Source organism: Ralstonia insidiosa (genome assembly GCF_008801405.1).
Classification (GTDB): Bacteria; Pseudomonadota; Gammaproteobacteria; order Burkholderiales; family Burkholderiaceae; genus Ralstonia; species Ralstonia insidiosa.
The window spans coordinates 2878513-2893369 of record NZ_VZPV01000001.1 but is presented as its reverse complement, the minus strand read 5'-3'; the positions used below and the strand labels follow the sequence as shown (position 1 = coordinate 2893369).

The 14857-nt window shown below is 62.9% G+C and carries 16 protein-coding genes; 15 read left to right on the top strand and 1 reads right to left on the bottom strand.

Annotated features, from left to right (window positions below; all coding sequences use genetic code 11):
- The first annotated feature begins 11 nt into the window (after positions 1–11).
- The 9 genes from F7R11_RS13735 (at position 12) to F7R11_RS13695 (ending at position 7871) form a co-directional block, all read left to right on the top strand.
- Positions 12–440 (top strand): integration host factor subunit beta, encoded by a 429-nt coding sequence (locus F7R11_RS13735; RefSeq protein ID WP_064804414.1) that lies wholly within the window; start codon positions 12–14, stop codon positions 438–440.
- Positions 441–638: 198 nt separating this feature from the next.
- Positions 639–962 carry a LapA family protein gene (locus F7R11_RS13730; protein WP_021195514.1) on the top strand — a complete coding sequence of 108 codons (324 nt, stop codon included), beginning with the start codon at positions 639–641 and terminating at the stop codon, positions 960–962.
- Positions 963–965: 3 nt separating this feature from the next.
- The gene (gene lapB, locus F7R11_RS13725) at positions 966–2240 is read left to right on the top strand and encodes a lipopolysaccharide assembly protein LapB (RefSeq protein ID WP_021195513.1); all 1275 of its coding nucleotides are present in this window, start codon (positions 966–968) and stop codon (positions 2238–2240) included.
- A gap of 62 nt (positions 2241–2302) precedes the next feature.
- Positions 2303–3667: a UDP-glucose dehydrogenase family protein gene (locus tag F7R11_RS13720; RefSeq protein WP_064804412.1), complete on the top strand. Its 1365-nt coding sequence runs from the start codon at positions 2303–2305 to the stop codon at positions 3665–3667.
- Positions 3668–3703: 36 nt separating this feature from the next.
- Complete coding sequence (gene rfaE1 / locus F7R11_RS13715; protein WP_021195511.1) at positions 3704–4642, top strand: D-glycero-beta-D-manno-heptose-7-phosphate kinase; 939 nt, start codon at positions 3704–3706, stop codon at positions 4640–4642.
- 18 nt (positions 4643–4660) lie between these two features.
- The gene (gene rfaD, locus F7R11_RS13710) at positions 4661–5656 is read left to right on the top strand and encodes an ADP-glyceromanno-heptose 6-epimerase (RefSeq protein WP_021195510.1); all 996 of its coding nucleotides are present in this window, start codon (positions 4661–4663) and stop codon (positions 5654–5656) included.
- Between the two features lie 135 nt (positions 5657–5791).
- The gene (locus F7R11_RS13705) at positions 5792–6100 is read left to right on the top strand and encodes a ComEA family DNA-binding protein (RefSeq protein WP_064804408.1); all 309 of its coding nucleotides are present in this window, start codon (positions 5792–5794) and stop codon (positions 6098–6100) included.
- A gap of 114 nt (positions 6101–6214) precedes the next feature.
- Positions 6215–7117, top strand: a complete 903-nt coding sequence (cysM, locus tag F7R11_RS13700; RefSeq protein WP_064804407.1) for a cysteine synthase CysM — start codon at positions 6215–6217, stop codon at positions 7115–7117.
- A 58-nt stretch (positions 7118–7175) separates the two neighbouring features.
- Positions 7176–7871 carry a hypothetical protein gene (locus F7R11_RS13695; protein ID WP_064804406.1) on the top strand — a complete coding sequence of 232 codons (696 nt, stop codon included), beginning with the start codon at positions 7176–7178 and terminating at the stop codon, positions 7869–7871.
- A gap of 72 nt (positions 7872–7943) precedes the next feature.
- On the opposite strand, the gene mltB is transcribed toward F7R11_RS13695, so the two are convergent.
- Positions 7944–9068 (bottom strand): lytic murein transglycosylase B, encoded by a 1125-nt coding sequence (mltB, locus tag F7R11_RS13690; RefSeq protein ID WP_064804405.1) that lies wholly within the window; start codon positions 9066–9068, stop codon positions 7944–7946.
- 141 nt (positions 9069–9209) lie between these two features.
- On the opposite strand from mltB, the gene F7R11_RS13685 reads away from it, so the two are divergent.
- The 6 genes from F7R11_RS13685 to F7R11_RS13660 all read left to right on the top strand — a co-directional run bounded on the left by F7R11_RS13685 (position 9210) and on the right by F7R11_RS13660 (position 14776).
- A complete protein-coding gene (locus F7R11_RS13685) occupies positions 9210–10133 on the top strand; it encodes a histone deacetylase family protein (RefSeq protein WP_021195505.1) in 924 nt (307 codons plus the stop codon).
- A gap of 177 nt (positions 10134–10310) precedes the next feature.
- Positions 10311–11360: a methionine ABC transporter ATP-binding protein gene (locus tag F7R11_RS13680; protein ID WP_064804404.1), complete on the top strand. Its 1050-nt coding sequence runs from the start codon at positions 10311–10313 to the stop codon at positions 11358–11360.
- Entirely contained in the window at positions 11350–12003 is a 654-nt protein-coding gene (locus tag F7R11_RS13675) for a methionine ABC transporter permease (protein ID WP_021195503.1), read from the top strand. The genes F7R11_RS13680 and F7R11_RS13675 overlap by 11 nt, the downstream gene beginning before the upstream one ends.
- 31 nt (positions 12004–12034) lie before the next feature.
- The gene (locus F7R11_RS13670) at positions 12035–12847 is read left to right on the top strand and encodes a MetQ/NlpA family ABC transporter substrate-binding protein (RefSeq protein WP_064804403.1); all 813 of its coding nucleotides are present in this window, start codon (positions 12035–12037) and stop codon (positions 12845–12847) included.
- 180 nt (positions 12848–13027) lie between these two features.
- Positions 13028–13777 (top strand): electron transfer flavoprotein subunit beta/FixA family protein, encoded by a 750-nt coding sequence (locus F7R11_RS13665; protein WP_064804401.1) that lies wholly within the window; start codon positions 13028–13030, stop codon positions 13775–13777.
- A 63-nt stretch (positions 13778–13840) separates the two neighbouring features.
- Positions 13841–14776: an electron transfer flavoprotein subunit alpha/FixB family protein gene (locus F7R11_RS13660; RefSeq protein ID WP_021195500.1), complete on the top strand. Its 936-nt coding sequence runs from the start codon at positions 13841–13843 to the stop codon at positions 14774–14776.
- Positions 14777–14857: the final 81 nt, after the last annotated feature.

The window sequence follows — 14857 nt, the reverse complement described above, 5'->3', positions numbered from 1 at the left end:
ACGCGCGCACGATGCCCATGACCAAGTCCGAACTCGTGGAGAAGCTGGCCGCCCGCTTTCCGCAACTGCTGCTGCGGGACGCGGACATCGCGGTCAAGACGATCCTGGATGCGATGTCCGACGCCCTGGCGGACGGCCACCGCATCGAGATTCGCGGATTCGGCAGCTTTGGTCTGAATCGTCGTCCGCCGCGCGTTGGACGTAACCCCAAGTCCGGCGAGAAGGTGCTGGTGCCCGAGAAGCGGGTGCCGCACTTCAAGGCGGGTAAGGAATTGCGCGAACGGGTCGATCGCAGCCTGGCGCAACAGGGTGAACCTTCTTCGGAGGGCGAGCCAGCTGTGTCACTGATGGTTGTCAAGGCAGCCCGGCAGGCTGATGGCAAGCGCCAGACCGCCGGTTTTCCGGCGGATGTGGCGGTACCGCTGGCCATGTCGCGCTAAGCCTAGGTTGCAGAAGGTAGTTTCAGGAGCGCCCCGGTTTTACCGGGGCGTTTTCTATTGTGGCGATGGCTTTTCGCACAGCCCTTGGCGTGGCTGGCCATCATGTGAATCCGCTACAATGCGGCACAACCCGGCAATCGTGTACTGCCTTACCGCACCGCCGTTTGTTTCCGCGCTGTTGTTTGTTACTGAGCCTGCATGAAATTTCTCGTCTGGGTCATCCGCCTCCTGTTGTTTGTGCTGCTCTTTGCGCTGGCATTGCACAACACGGCGGAAGTCTCGCTGGTGTTGCCGTTTGGCGTGGCCTGGCATGCGCCGCTGATTCTGATCGCACTGGCATTCTTTGTGGCCGGGATTCTGCTCGCCATGCTGGCGATGACGCCGCGTGTAGTGCGCCATCGCTTTACCGCCAGCCGCTTGCGTCGTCAGATTGGTCGCATGAAGAAGGCGGAAGAGGTGGTCGAGCCGACTGCCCCCGTCGTTGCCGACTCCCCCTATCACGTTCCCGGCCCCAAGGTCTGACGCATGGACTTCGATCTCTGGTGGCTGTTGGCCATCCCGTTGGTGTTTGGCTTGGGCTGGGTTGCCGCGCGACTCGACGCCCGCCAGTTGCGCACCGAACAGTCGTCGCTGCCGCGCTCCTATTTCAAGGGGCTGAATTTCCTGCTCAATGAGCAGCCGGACAAGGCCATCGACGCCTTCATTGAGGTGGCACGCCTCGACCCGGAAACCACCGAATTGCACTTCGCGCTCGGCAGTCTGTTCCGCCGCCGCGGCGAGACCGAGCGCGCCATCCGCGTGCACCAGAATCTCGTCAACCGTCCTGATCTGCCGGCCAGCGAGCGCGACCACGCGTTGTATGAACTCGGCCAGGATTTCTTGCGCGCTGGCCTGCTGGACCGCGCAGAAGAGTCCCTGCGCAAGCTGATGGAAGGCACGTTTGCCGAACCCGCCAAGCGCGTACTGCTGGAGCTGTACGAAGTCGAAAAGGAATGGCGCAAAGCCATCGATGCCGCGCGTGAGCTGCAGACCTTGCAGGGTAAGGACTACGCTGTCCAGATCGCGCAGTTCTGCTGTGAGCTGGCGCAGGAATCGTTGCAACGCAAGGACGTGCCGACCGCCATTGAGTGGCTCGAGCGCGCGCTGCAGGAGAACCCGAAGAACGTTCGCGCCACCATCCAGTTGGGCGATGTGGCGCAAGGGCAGGGCGATACCGAGGGCGCAATCAAGCGTTGGCGCAGCATTGAGCAGCAGAATCCGGCATTCCTGCCGCTGGTGGCTGAGCGGCTGATGAAGGCATACGCACAGCTCGGCCGTGCCGCGGAAGGGCTGGCGTGGCTGCGCTCTAAGATGGATGCCCGCCTGGGGCCGGAGTTGCTCGATACGGTCTACAAGTATGAACTGGACGTGCACGGTATCGACGATGCCGTGGCGCTGATGCGTGATCAGATCCGCCGTCAGCCGTCGCTGATGGCGTTGACGCGCCTGGTAGAGGCTGAGGCGACGCGTGCTTCCGAGGCGGTCGGCCATGAGGCCGCCGCTACGGCTGATGTGGCCGAGAGTGCGCTGGCGGATCCCGTTGAGGCTGGTGGCAATGCCGACATCCAGCGCGCGCAGGATCTTGGCGCCATTCGCGATCTTCTGCAAAGCCGTACGCGCAACCTGGCGCGCTATACGTGCCAGGAGTGCGGTTTCCGCGCACGTCTGTTCTATTGGCAATGCCCCGGCTGCAACCGCTGGGAAACCTACTCACCGCGCCGTACCGAAACGCTTGGCGGCAGCGGCGGGGCCAGCATGTAATTCAGTCCGGCACGATGCGTTGTTCATCGCGCTGGCGCTTTTTTAATCTTTGAAGTGTTCGTATGAAAATCACCATCATCGGTAGCGGTTATGTCGGTCTGGTCACCGGCGCGTGTCTGGCGGAGCTTGGCAACGATGTGTTCTGCCTCGACGTCGACCAGAAGAAGATCGACCTGCTCAACGCCGGCGGCGTGCCCATCTACGAACCGGGCTTGAAAGAGCTGATCGAGCGTAACCGCGCGGCCGGTCGCATTCAGTTTTCGACCGATGTGGCGGCCAGCGTCGCGCACGGTGATGTGCAGTTCATCGCCGTCGGCACGCCGCCTGATGAGGATGGCTCGGCTGACCTGAAGTACGTGCTGGCGGCTGCGCGCAACATCGCGCAGCACATGAACGGCTTCAAGGTGATCGTCGACAAGTCGACCGTGCCCGTTGGCACCGGCGACAAGGTGCGCGCTGCCGTGGCCGAAGTGCTTGCCACGCGCGGCAAGTCCGATGTCGGCTTCTCGGTGGTGTCGAACCCCGAGTTCCTGAAGGAAGGTGCCGCAGTGGACGACTTCATGCGCCCGGACCGCATCGTGCTCGGTACCTATGCCGACAACGACGGCCAGCGCGCCAAGGCCATCATGCGCACGCTCTACGCGCCGTTCAACCGCAACCACGAGCGCACCTTCTATATGGATGTGCGCTCGGCCGAATTCACCAAGTACGCTGCCAACTCCATGCTGGCCACGCGTATCTCGTTCATGAACGAGATGGCCAACTTGGCCGACAAGGTGGGCGCTGACATCGAACTCGTGCGCCTGGGCATCGGCTCCGACCCGCGCATCGGTTACAGCTTCCTTTATGCCGGTACCGGCTACGGCGGCTCGTGCTTCCCGAAGGACGTGCAGGCGCTGGTGCGCACTGCGCAGGAGTATGGGCAGACGCTGCACGTGCTGGAGGCCGTCGAGGCCGTCAACGACAAGCAGAAGGAAGTGCTGGTCGGCAAGATTGAAGACCGCATGGGTGCAGACCTGACCGGCCGTACGTTCGCCATCTGGGGCTTGGCTTTCAAGCCGAATACCGATGACATGCGTGAAGCGCCGAGCCGTATCCTGATCGCTTCGCTGCTGTCGCGCGGCGCACGCGTGCAGGTGTATGACCCGGTCGCCATGGAAGAGGCCCGTCACGCACTGGCGCTCGATCTTTCTGCTGAGCAGCTGGAACGTGTGACGTTCTGCGCTGGTCAGATGGACGCGCTCAAGAACGCTGACGCGCTGGTCATCGTGACCGAGTGGAAGGCGTTCCGCAGCCCGGACTTCAGCGCCGTGAAGGCGCTGTTGAAGACGCCGATGGTGTTCGACGGCCGCAACTTGTTCGAGCCGCAAGCCATGCGCGATGCGGGCTTTGAATACCAGGCCATCGGGCGCTCCACCCAATCGTAATCACTGCGCTGTGACCCTCGGCCGCCGCCGACACCCATGACCAAGACTGCACTCGCTTCCGAACAAATCCAGGCCGCCCGCATCCTCGTGGTGGGCGACATGATGCTCGACCGCTACTGGTTTGGCGACGTTGAGCGGATTTCGCCCGAAGCCCCAGTGCCCGTTGTGCAGATCAAGCGCTCGGACGAGCGCCTGGGCGGTGCCGCCAACGTGGCGCGCAACGCCGCCGCGCTAGGTGCTCAGGTGGGTATGCTGGGTGTGATCGGCGACGACGAGCCCGGTCGCAGCATCGAAACGCTGCTCGGCGAAAGCCAAGTCACGGGCCATTTGCATCGCGATCCGGCCGTCAACACGACGATCAAGCTGCGTGTGCTGGCACGTCAGCAGCAGTTGATCCGCGTCGATTTCGAGAACCCGCCCACGCACGAAGTGCTGATGTCGGTGCTCGACCGTTTTGGCACGCTGGTGCCGCAGCACGATGTGGTGGTGCTGTCCGACTACGGCAAGGGCGGTTTGACGCACGTAGGCAAGATGATCGAGGCTTCGCGTCAGGCTGGCCGCCGTGTGCTGGTCGATCCGAAGGGTGACGATTATTCGCGCTACAAGGGCGCGACCATGATCACGCCCAACCGCGCCGAGATGCGCCAAGTGGTCGGTTCGTGGAAGTCGGAGCAGGATCTGACCATCCGCGCACAGAACCTGCGCCGCGAGCTGCAGTTGGAAGCGCTGTTGCTGACGCGCTCGGAAGAGGGCATGACGCTCTACACCGAGCACGAAGTGCTGCACGTGTCGGCCCAGGCACGTGAGGTGTACGACGTGTCGGGCGCCGGCGACACCGTGATCGCCACGCTGGCCACCATGCTGGGTGCCGGCGCCAGCCTCAAGGAAGCCGTGCAATACGCCAACCGTGCGGGCAGCATCGTGGTCGGCAAGCTGGGCACGGCCGTTGTGACTTACGCAGAACTCTTCAACTGATCATTTGATCCACCGATCATGACCATCATCGTCACCGGCGCGGCCGGCTTCATCGGCGCCAACATCGTCAAGGGCCTGAACGAGCGCGGCGAGACCGACATCATCGCCGTCGACAATCTCACGCGCGCCGACAAGTTCAAGAACATCGTTGACTGCCAGATCAGCGATTACCTGGACAAGACCGAATTTGTCGAGCGCTTTGCGCGCGGCGATTTCGGCAAGGTCCGCGCGATCTTCCACGAAGGTGCGTGCTCCGACACCATGGAGACTGACGGCCGGTACATGATGGACAACAACTACCGCTACACACTGGCGGTGATGCGCGCGTGCCTGGATCAGGGCGTGCAGTTCCTCTATGCCTCCTCGGCGGCTACGTATGGCGCGTCGGAAACCTTCCGCGAAGCGCCGGAGTTCGAGCGTCCGCTGAACGTGTACGGTTACTCCAAGCTGTTGTTTGATCAGGTTGTGCGCCGCGTTATGCCGACGGCACTGTCGCAGATCGTCGGCTTCCGCTACTTCAACGTGTATGGCCCGCGCGAGCAGCATAAGGGTCGCATGGCCTCGGTCGCGTTCCATAACTTCAACCAGTTCCGCGCGGAAGGCACCGTCAAGCTGTTCGGCGAGTACAACGGCTACCCGCAGGGCGGCCAGATGCGCGACTTCGTGTCGGTGGAAGACGTGGTGAAGGTCAACCTGTTCTTCTTCGACCATCCGGACAAGTCGGGCATCTTCAACCTCGGCACGGGCCGTGCACAACCGTTCAACGACATCGCCACGACGGTGGTGAATACCCTGCGTGGCGCAGAAGGCAAACCGGTGCTTTCCACCGAAGAGCTGGCGCAGGAAGGCCTGATCGAATACGTGAAGTTTCCGGATGCACTGCGGGGCAAGTACCAGTGCTTCACGCAGGCCGATCAGTCGCGCCTGCGCGCAGCGGGCTACACGGCGCCGTTCCTGACGGTGCAGGAAGGCGTTGAGCGCTACTGCCAGTGGCTGCTGAAGCAGCCTGCCTGATCGCCGGTAATCAGACAGCGCGTGACTTTTTGTTTGCGCGCTGCAGTGTCCTGGTGATGCTCCTTAAGATGCGTTGAAACCGCCACCCGATGTGGCGGTTTTTTCATCTCTGAACCCAAGAATCAGGAGGAGCACATGTTGAAGAAAATGTTGGCCGTTGCGTTGATGTCGCTGTCCATGCTGTCGACCGCGTGGGCGTCGGTGGATGTGAACACTGCGGATCACGCTGGGCTGGAAACGCTGTCCGGCATTGGCCCGAAGCGTTCCAAGGCCATTATTGAAGAGCGCACCAAGAATGGCCCGTACAAGGACGCCGCCGACTTCAGGTCTCGCGTATCCGGCATCGGCGACAAGACGCTCGCCAAGCTGGAAAATGAAGGGCTGACGTTCGGTGCGCCGGCGCCGGCACCGGCTGCAGCCAAGAAGGACGCCAAGAAGAAGTAAGCGCCTCGATCGTCTTTCCCCATGACGCCCCGCTCCAAGCGGGGCGTTTTGCCATGTGCGGGGCAGGGTTGTAGGTCTGCATTACAATGATCTGATTCCCGTTCCTCACGCATCATGGCTTATCTCACCATTGAAGACACCATCGGCAACACGCCCTTGGTTCAGCTCCAGCGCATTCCCGGCGAAGGCAATGCGCGACGCGGCAACGTCATCCTCGGCAAGCTCGAAGGCAACAACCCGGCTGGCTCGGTCAAGGATCGCCCCGCGCTGTCCATGATCAAGCGCGCCGAGGCGCGCGGCCGTATCAAGCCGGGCGACACGCTCATCGAAGCGACTTCGGGCAACACCGGCATCGCGCTGGCAATGGCGGCGGCCATCCGGGGCTACAAGATGGTGCTGATCATGCCGGAAGACCTCTCGGTGGAGCGCCGCCAGAGTATGGCTGCCTACGGTGCGGAGATCATCCTCACCCCCGTCAAGGGCGGTATGGAATATGCGCGTGACTTGGCCGACGCGATGGAGAAGGAAGGCAAGGGTGTCATCCTTGACCAGTTCGCCAACCCGGATAACCCGCTGGCGCACTACGAGACCACCGGCCCCGAGCTATGGCGCGACACGGAAGGCCGCATCACGCATTTCGTCTCAGCGATGGGCACGACGGGCACTATTACCGGCGTTTCGCGCTTCCTGAAAGAAAAGAACCCAGCTATCCAGATCATCGGTGCACAGCCGGCCGAAGGTTCGCGCATTCCGGGCATTCGCAAATGGCCGGAAGCCTACATGCCGAAGATCTACGACCCGAAAACCATCGACCGCACCGAACCCGTGAGCCAGTCCGACGCCGAGCACATGGCGCGTCGCATGGCGCGTGAAGAGGGTATTTTCTGCGGCATCTCGGCGGCCGGAGCATTGTGCGTGGCGCTGCGGATTGCCGAAGAAGTCGAGAATGCGACGATCGTGTTCGTGGTGTGCGACCGGGGTGATCGCTACCTGTCGACGGGCGTCTTCCCCGCCTGATCTAGGGCGCGCCGCAATGACGATGCGAATGACGTGCACGCGGGCGTGGATTGCGCCCATGGTTTTGGCGCTGGCCGGATGGTTCAACACTGCGCTGGCTGCCGAGCCGGACGATGCAGTTCAGGCCGTGGCGGACCAGTACTACCTTGATGCGGGTCGCGACGTCGGCTCGATGTTGCGGCTTCACGATGACGGCGGGTTCGAGTGGCGCTGGGTATCCAGCGTCGACAAGCACGCCGAAGGTATCTGGAAGTTCGACGGCGAGACCATCGTGCTGCGGGCCTACACGCCTGGTAAGCCGATGTTCTTCCTGTTCCGTGACGAAGACCTTGCCCGCACAAAGCCTGCGGAAGCCGGCACTTGGCTGGCGATCGTCGGGCTGCCCGGCAAAGGGCCGATGGCGGACGTGGAAGTCCAGTTCGAGGCGCGCTCGGGCAAGACTGTCACGCAGGTCACCTTGCCCAACGGCGATGCTCAGGTCGACATGCCTGCCACGGAGGTATGGGCGCGCGCAGGCCTGCGCCGCAAGGGCACCAGCGACGCCTGGCAATGGTTCGATATTCCGCCGCAGCGTGCTGCGGCACGGCTGGCCGGGTTTTCGGTCGACAATATCGAGCAGCTTGGGCGCGCACCGTTCGAGCAGATGCGGCTGGTGCGTCAGGGACGGAATCTGGCTGTGATACGTATCGACGACAAGGTCCTCGACCCCGCATCGAGCGACACGCGCATGGTGTACCTACCACGCTGGAAATAATCGGTACGCCGGTTCGGCCAATGAAAAAAGCGCAGCCGAAGCTGCGCTTTTTCTTTGCGTGGACGCAGGCGATCAGCCGCGCATTGCCTGCCGTACGGCTTGCCCCAGTTCATACACTGCTGCGGCGTAGAAGAAGCTGCGGTTGTAGCGCGTGAGCACGTAGAAGTTGCGCAGGCCAACGCGGTACTCGGTGGCCTGGCCGGGCGTGGGCAGATCGACCACCAGCACTTCGGTTTCCTGTTCGCGCGCGGCATCCACGCCGGGTGCCAATGCCAGGCCGGCGCGTGTGAGCTTGGACAGCGTCATGCGCGGATACGGCTGACCGTCGGCAGCTGCCGCTGCAATGCCTTGGCTGTCGGTGTCGCCAGCAATGTTCCACATCACTGGGCGATTCGGCTCCCAGCCATGCATCTGCAGGAAGTGGGCAACGCTGCCGATGGCATCCACCGCGCTGTTGCGCAGGTCGATGTGGCCGTCCTTGTCATAGTCCACGGCGTATTCGCGAATGCTCGTCGGCATGAACTGCGGAATGCCGACCGCCCCCGCATACGATCCCAGCACCGAGAATGCATCCGTGCCCGTGTCGCGGCACCAGATCAGGTAATCCTTGAGCTGGTTACGGAACATCGTGCTGCGGTCTGCGCGGTTGGGCGTGTCGGGGTAATCGAAGGCCAGCGTGGACAGCGCATCCATCACGCGGAAGTTGCCCATGTCGCGGCCGTAGATGGTTTCCACGCCCAGGATGCCGACGATCACGTCAGCCGGTACGCCGAACTCGCTTTCGGCGCGGCGCAGCGTGTCGCCGTACTGCTGCCAGAACTGTACGCCGGCGTTGATGCGGATGGGCTCGATAAAGCGGCCACGGTACGCCGTCCAGCTTCGGCGTGCAGGTGTGGCCGGCGGCAGGATCAGGCGCGCCACCGTCGCGGAATAGGCCGTGCCGGCAAACAGCACATCAAGCGAGGCGCGGTCGAAGTTGTACTGGCCGACCAGTTCGTTGACGAAAGCCTGCGTTTGCGGATTGTTGCGGTAGCGGTCCGGGTCGATCTCTTCTTCATGCACCGCGACGCGGCGTTTAGGCGACTTGGTGGCTTTCTTTGCGGCCAGCGAGAGAGCAGGGAAGGACAGCGCGGAGAGCGCGGCGCCCGCTACCAGGGCACGCAATACGGGACGACGGGAAGAAGGCGATTGGCTCATGGGCGGGCTTCAAACGGTATCGGGGCATTGTAGCGGATGGTTTCATCGGATCGCCTTGGCGTGCGACGTGTTGCCGCCGTGCTAACGTAGCGGCTGGAGACACATGCACCGCATAAGCCCTAACGGGCACACAACACGAACATGGCGACCGGCCTCTACACGCATCCCGAATTTCTCAAGCACGAGATGGGGTATCACCACCCCGAGTGCCCCGACCGGCTGCGCGCGATCGAAGATCAACTGATCGCCAGCCGCATCGAAGATCTGCTCGTCCCCTGCGAGGCGCCGCCCGCGACCGAGGCACAGCTGTGCCGCGTGCACCGGCCTGAATACCTGCGCGAACTGGTCGCCAGCGTGCCGATTGCCGGCTACACGCCGATCGACCCCGACACCTCGATGAACCCGCACACCTACATGGCTGCCGTGCTGGCTGCGGGTGCGGCGGTGGATGCCACCGATAAAGTGATCGCCGGTGAGCTGGAAAATGCCTTCTGCAGCGTGCGTCCGCCAGGTCATCACGCCGAACCTGGCCGTGCGATGGGCTTCTGCTTCTTCAACAACGTGGCGGTAGCTGCACGGCATGCGCTGGAGCACCATGGGTTGCAGCGCGTGGCGATCGTCGACTTTGACGTGCACCACGGCAACGGCACCGAGGCAGCTTTCCGCGACGAGCCTCGCGTGCTGATGTGCAGCATCTTCCAGCACCCGTTCTATCCGTACTCGGGCACCGAGGTGGTGGCGGCCAACATGGTCAACATCCCGCTGCCGGCGTACACCAATGGCCTGACCGTGCGCGAAGTGGTGGAAACGATCTGGCTGCCGCGCCTGGAAGCCTTCCGGCCGGAGATGCTGTTCATTTCTGCCGGCTTTGACGCGCACCGCGAAGACGACCTCGGTCAGATGGGCCTGGTTGAAGCCGATTACGCCTGGATCACGCAGCAGCTCATGCAGGTGGCGCGCACACATGCCAAGGGCCGCATTGTGAGTTGCCTGGAAGGCGGCTACAACCTCAGCGCGCTGGGCCGCAGCGTGGTCGCGCACGTCAAGGCGCTGGCTGAGCTTTAGGCGTCATATGGCGACAAATCGCCTGCAAAATTCGAAAAAGTAATAAAGACATCGTTAAAGAATCGTTCCTCGCATGTAAGGCCTGCCTTACACTAGCGCCTCATTCCAACGATAAAAGAGACGGCAACCGCGCTGAAGCCCGTTAGGCTTGGTGAGTTGCCGTTTTTGCATGTACGCATGATTGAACTCAAGGGGATATCGCAGCACTTTCGGGGGGCGGGCGGCAACGACGTCCACGCGCTGCGCGACGTCGACCTGACCATCGACCGCGGCGAGATCTTCGGCATCATTGGCCGCAGCGGCGCTGGCAAGAGCACGCTGGTGCGCGTCATCAACCTGCTGAACAAGCCGACCTCGGGCACCGTCACGGTGGCGGGCCAGGAACTGACCGCACTCAATGCCGATGGGCTGCGCCAGGCGCGCCGCAAGATCGGCATGATCTTCCAGCACTTCAACCTGCTGTCGTCGCGCACGGTGTATGACAACGTGGCGCTGCCGTTGGAGCTGGCCGGCACGTCGCGCGAGCGCATCCGCGAGATCGTGCTGCCGCTGCTGGATCTGGTTGGCCTGTCAGCGCACAAGGATCGCTACCCCGCGCAGATTTCCGGCGGCCAGAAGCAGCGCGTCGGCATCGCTCGCGCGCTGGCGAGCCAGCCGGATGTGCTGCTCTCTGACGAAGCGACCTCCGCGCTGGACCCGGAGACGACGCGCTCGATTCTCGACCTGCTGCGCAAGATCAACCGTGAGCTCGGTCTGACCATCGTGCTGATCACGCACCAGATGGAAGTGATCAAGCAGGTGTGCGACCGTGTGGCCGTGCTCGATGCCGGCCGCGTGGTGGAACTCGGCCGCGTGATCGACGTGTTCCTGCAGCCGCATCATGACGTGACGCGCGCGCTGATTGGCGAGGTGATCTCGCAAGAGCTGCCGCCCTCGGTGCTGGCGCGTGTGGAAAGCCGCCTGGTTGCCCGCGAGCACGGCGGCCGCGACCACCTGTTCCGACTCGCCTTTACCGGCGAAGGCGTGGACCAACCCGTGCTGGCGCAAGCCGTCCGCACGTACGGGTTCGACTTCAACATCCTGCACGGCCATATCGACGAGATCCAGGGCCAGGCCTTCGGCTCGCTGGCGATCCTGGCGTCGGGCGAAACCGCTGATATCAACAACGCGATGCACTTCCTGCGCGAGCAAGGCGTGGTGGTCGAGGAGATCAACCATGTGGTCTGACCTGACCGATCTGTTTCTGCCGGCATTCTGGGAGACGCTCGCCATGGTGGGCGTGTCGGGCGGCATCGGTGCGCTGTTCGGCGTGCCACTGGGCGTGCTGCTGTATCTGACGACAACGGGCGGTGTACTGTCTGCGCCAGCGTTCAACCGCGTGGCTGGCCTCATCGTCAACGCCGTACGCTCAGTGCCGTTCATCATTCTGCTGGTGGCGGTGATTCCGTTTACGCGCCTGCTGGCAGGATCGTCCATCGGCACCGCAGCGGCCATCGTGCCGTTGACGATTGCGGCCATCCCGTTCGTCGCGCGCCTGGTGGAAACCGCGCTGCGCGAAGTGGACCGCGGCCTGATCGAAGCCGCCCAATCGATGGGCGCGACTACGGGCCAGCTCGTCTACAAGGTGCTGTTGCCTGAAGCCATGCCCGGCATCCTCGCCGGTCTGACCATCACCTTCGTCAGCCTGGTCGGTTACTCAGCCATGGCCGGCACCATCGGTGGCGGTGGCCTGGGCGACCTGGGTATCCGCTACGGTTATCAACGCTATGAATCGGACATCATGCTGGCGGTCGTCGTCATCCTGATCGTCTTCGTGCAGGCGGTGCAATCGACGGGCGATTGGCTCGTGCGCCGCCTCAGCCATCGTTAAACCATCACAGACTCATCTACGAGGGAACGCAATGAATCGTCGTCAACTGCTGCAATGGTCCGCGAGCCTGGCTACCGGTGCCACCCTTGCGCTGGCACTGGCATCGGGCGCCGCCACGGCGCAGAGCAAGCCGATCAAGATCGGTGTGACCGCCGGCCCGCACGCCGAGATCATGGAAGAAGTGAAGAAGGTTGCCGAGAAGGACGGCCTGAAGCTCCAGATCGTCGAGTTCAACGACTACATCCAGCCGAACGCCGCACTGGCCGCCGGTGATCTGGACGCCAACAGCTACCAGCATCAGCCGTATCTGGACGATCAGGTCGCCACGCGCGGCTACAAGTTCGTGAGCGTCGGCCAGACCATCACCTTCCCGATGGGCATCTACTCGAAGAAGATCAAGTCGATCAAGGATCTGAAGGACGGTGCACGCTTTGGCCTGCCGAACGATCCGACCAACGGCGGCCGTGCGCTCCTGCTGCTGCAGTCGCTGGGCGTGATCAAGCTCAAGCCGAACGCTGGCTTCAAGGCTTCGCCGCGTGACGTGGTGGAGAACCCGAAGAAGCTGAAGTTCGTCGAGCTGGACGCCGCCCAACTGCCGCGCTCGCTGGATGATCTGGACGCCGCTGCCGTCAACGGCAACTACGCCGAGAAGGCTGGCCTGGACCCGACGAAGGACGGCATCGCCATCGAGAGCCCGAAGGGCCCGTACGCCAACGTGATCGCCATTCGTGCCGCCGACAAGGATCAACCCTGGGTTGCCAAGCTCGTGAAGGCGTATCATTCCGACGCGGTGAAGTCCTTCGTCAAGGCAAAGTACAAGGACGCCGTGATCGTGGCGTGGTAAGCACGTTTACACACGGTTAGAGGGTTTTCCCCAACAAATTGCCGGACGTTTGACTGGTGTCCGGCAATTTTTCGCGGTTAAAATAGCACGACCGTTCGGAAATTTAACGCGAGCGACCGACCACCCTTATAATGGCCGGCGTCTTGTAACAAATGTCTTATTAATGAGTGGAGTGAGCGCATGAAAGTCCTGGTCGCAGTCAAGCGCGTGATCGATTACAACGTGAAGGTTCGCGTGAAGACGGACGGTAGCGGTGTTGATCTTGCCAACGTCAAGATGAGCATGAACCCGTTCGACGAGATCGCCGTGGAAGAGGCGGTGCGTCTGAAAGAAGCGGGCGTCGCTACCGAAGTGATCGCCGTGTCGTGCGGCGTGACGCAGTGCCAGGAAACCCTGCGCACCGCCATGGCCATCGGCGCCGACCGCGGCATCCTAGTCGAGACCAACGAAGAACTGCAGCCGCTGGCGGTCGCCAAGCTGCTCAAGGCGCTGGTCGACAAGGAACAGCCGCAGCTGATCATCCTGGGCAAGCAGGCCATTGACGACGACGCCAACCAGACCGGCCAGATGCTGGCCGCGCTGGCAGGTCTGCCGCAAGCCACATTTGCCTCGAAGGTGCAGGTTGCCGACGGCAAGGCTTCGGTTACGCGTGAAGTGGATGGCGGTCTGGAAACCCTGTCGGTCAAGCTGCCGGCCGTGGTCACCACCGACCTGCGCCTGAACGAGCCGCGCTACGTGACGCTGCCGAACATCATGAAGGCGAAGAAGAAGCCGCTCGACGTGGTCAAGCCGGAAGATCTGGGCGTAGACGTTGCACCGCGACTGAAGACGCTGAAGGTGGTCGAGCCCGCCAAGCGCAGCGCCGGCGTGATGGTGCCCGATGTGGCCACGCTGGTGTCCAAGCTCAAGACCGAAGCCAAGGTGCTGTAAGCGGTTACGCCGCTCGTACGTAACTCGCACGCAACTTCAAGCACACCGAACAGGCAGATCAAGATGACCGCACTCGTTATTGCTGAACACGACAACCAATCCATCAAGGCCGCGACGCTGAACGCCGTGACCGCAGCCGCCCAATGCGGCGGCGACGTCCACGTGCTGGTGGCTGGCGCTGGCTGCGGCGCTGCCGCCCAGGCCGCCGCGCAGATCGCAGGCGTTGCCAAGGTGCTGGTGGCCGACGCGCCCCAGTTTGCCGATGGCCTGGCCGAAAACGTCGCCGAGCAGGCCCTGGCCATTGCCGGCAACTACAGCCACATCCTGGCGCCCGCCACCGCCTACGGCAAGAACATCCTGCCGCGCGTGGCCGCCAAGCTGGACGTGGCCCAACTGTCCGACATCACCAAGGTCGACAGCCCGGACACCTTCGAGCGCCCGATCTACGCCGGCAACGCGATCGCCACCGTGCAATCGGCCGACAAGGTGAAGGTGATTACCGTGCGTGGTACGGCGTTCGACGCCGCAGCCACCACCGGCGGCTCCGCTGCTACCGAAACGCTGACCGCCGTGGCTGACGCCGGCATCTCGCAATTCGTCTCGCGTGAAGTGACGAAGAGCGACCGCCCGGAATTGACCGCTGCCAAGATCATCGTGTCTGGTGGCCGTGGCGTGGGCTCGGGCGAGAACTACACCAAGGTGCTGACGCCGCTGGCCGACAAGCTTGGCGCTGCACTGGGTGCCTCGCGCGCTGCCGTCGATGCCGGCTTCGTGCCGAACGATTACCAGGTCGGTCAGACCGGCAAGATCGTCGCACCGCAGCTGTACATCGCCGTCGGTATCTCGGGCGCGATCCAGCACTTGGCCGGCATGAAGGATTCCAAGGTGATCGTCGCGATCAACAAGGATCCGGAAGCGCCGATCTTCCAGGTGGCTGACTACGGCCTCGTGGGCGATCTGAACACCGTCGTGCCGGAGCTGGTGACCGCACTGGGCTGATCGCACCGCGCAGCGCGCATCGTCTGACGCGCGCTGCAATGACCGCCCGACGCAAAGCCGTTTCCGACCTGTTTGGAAACG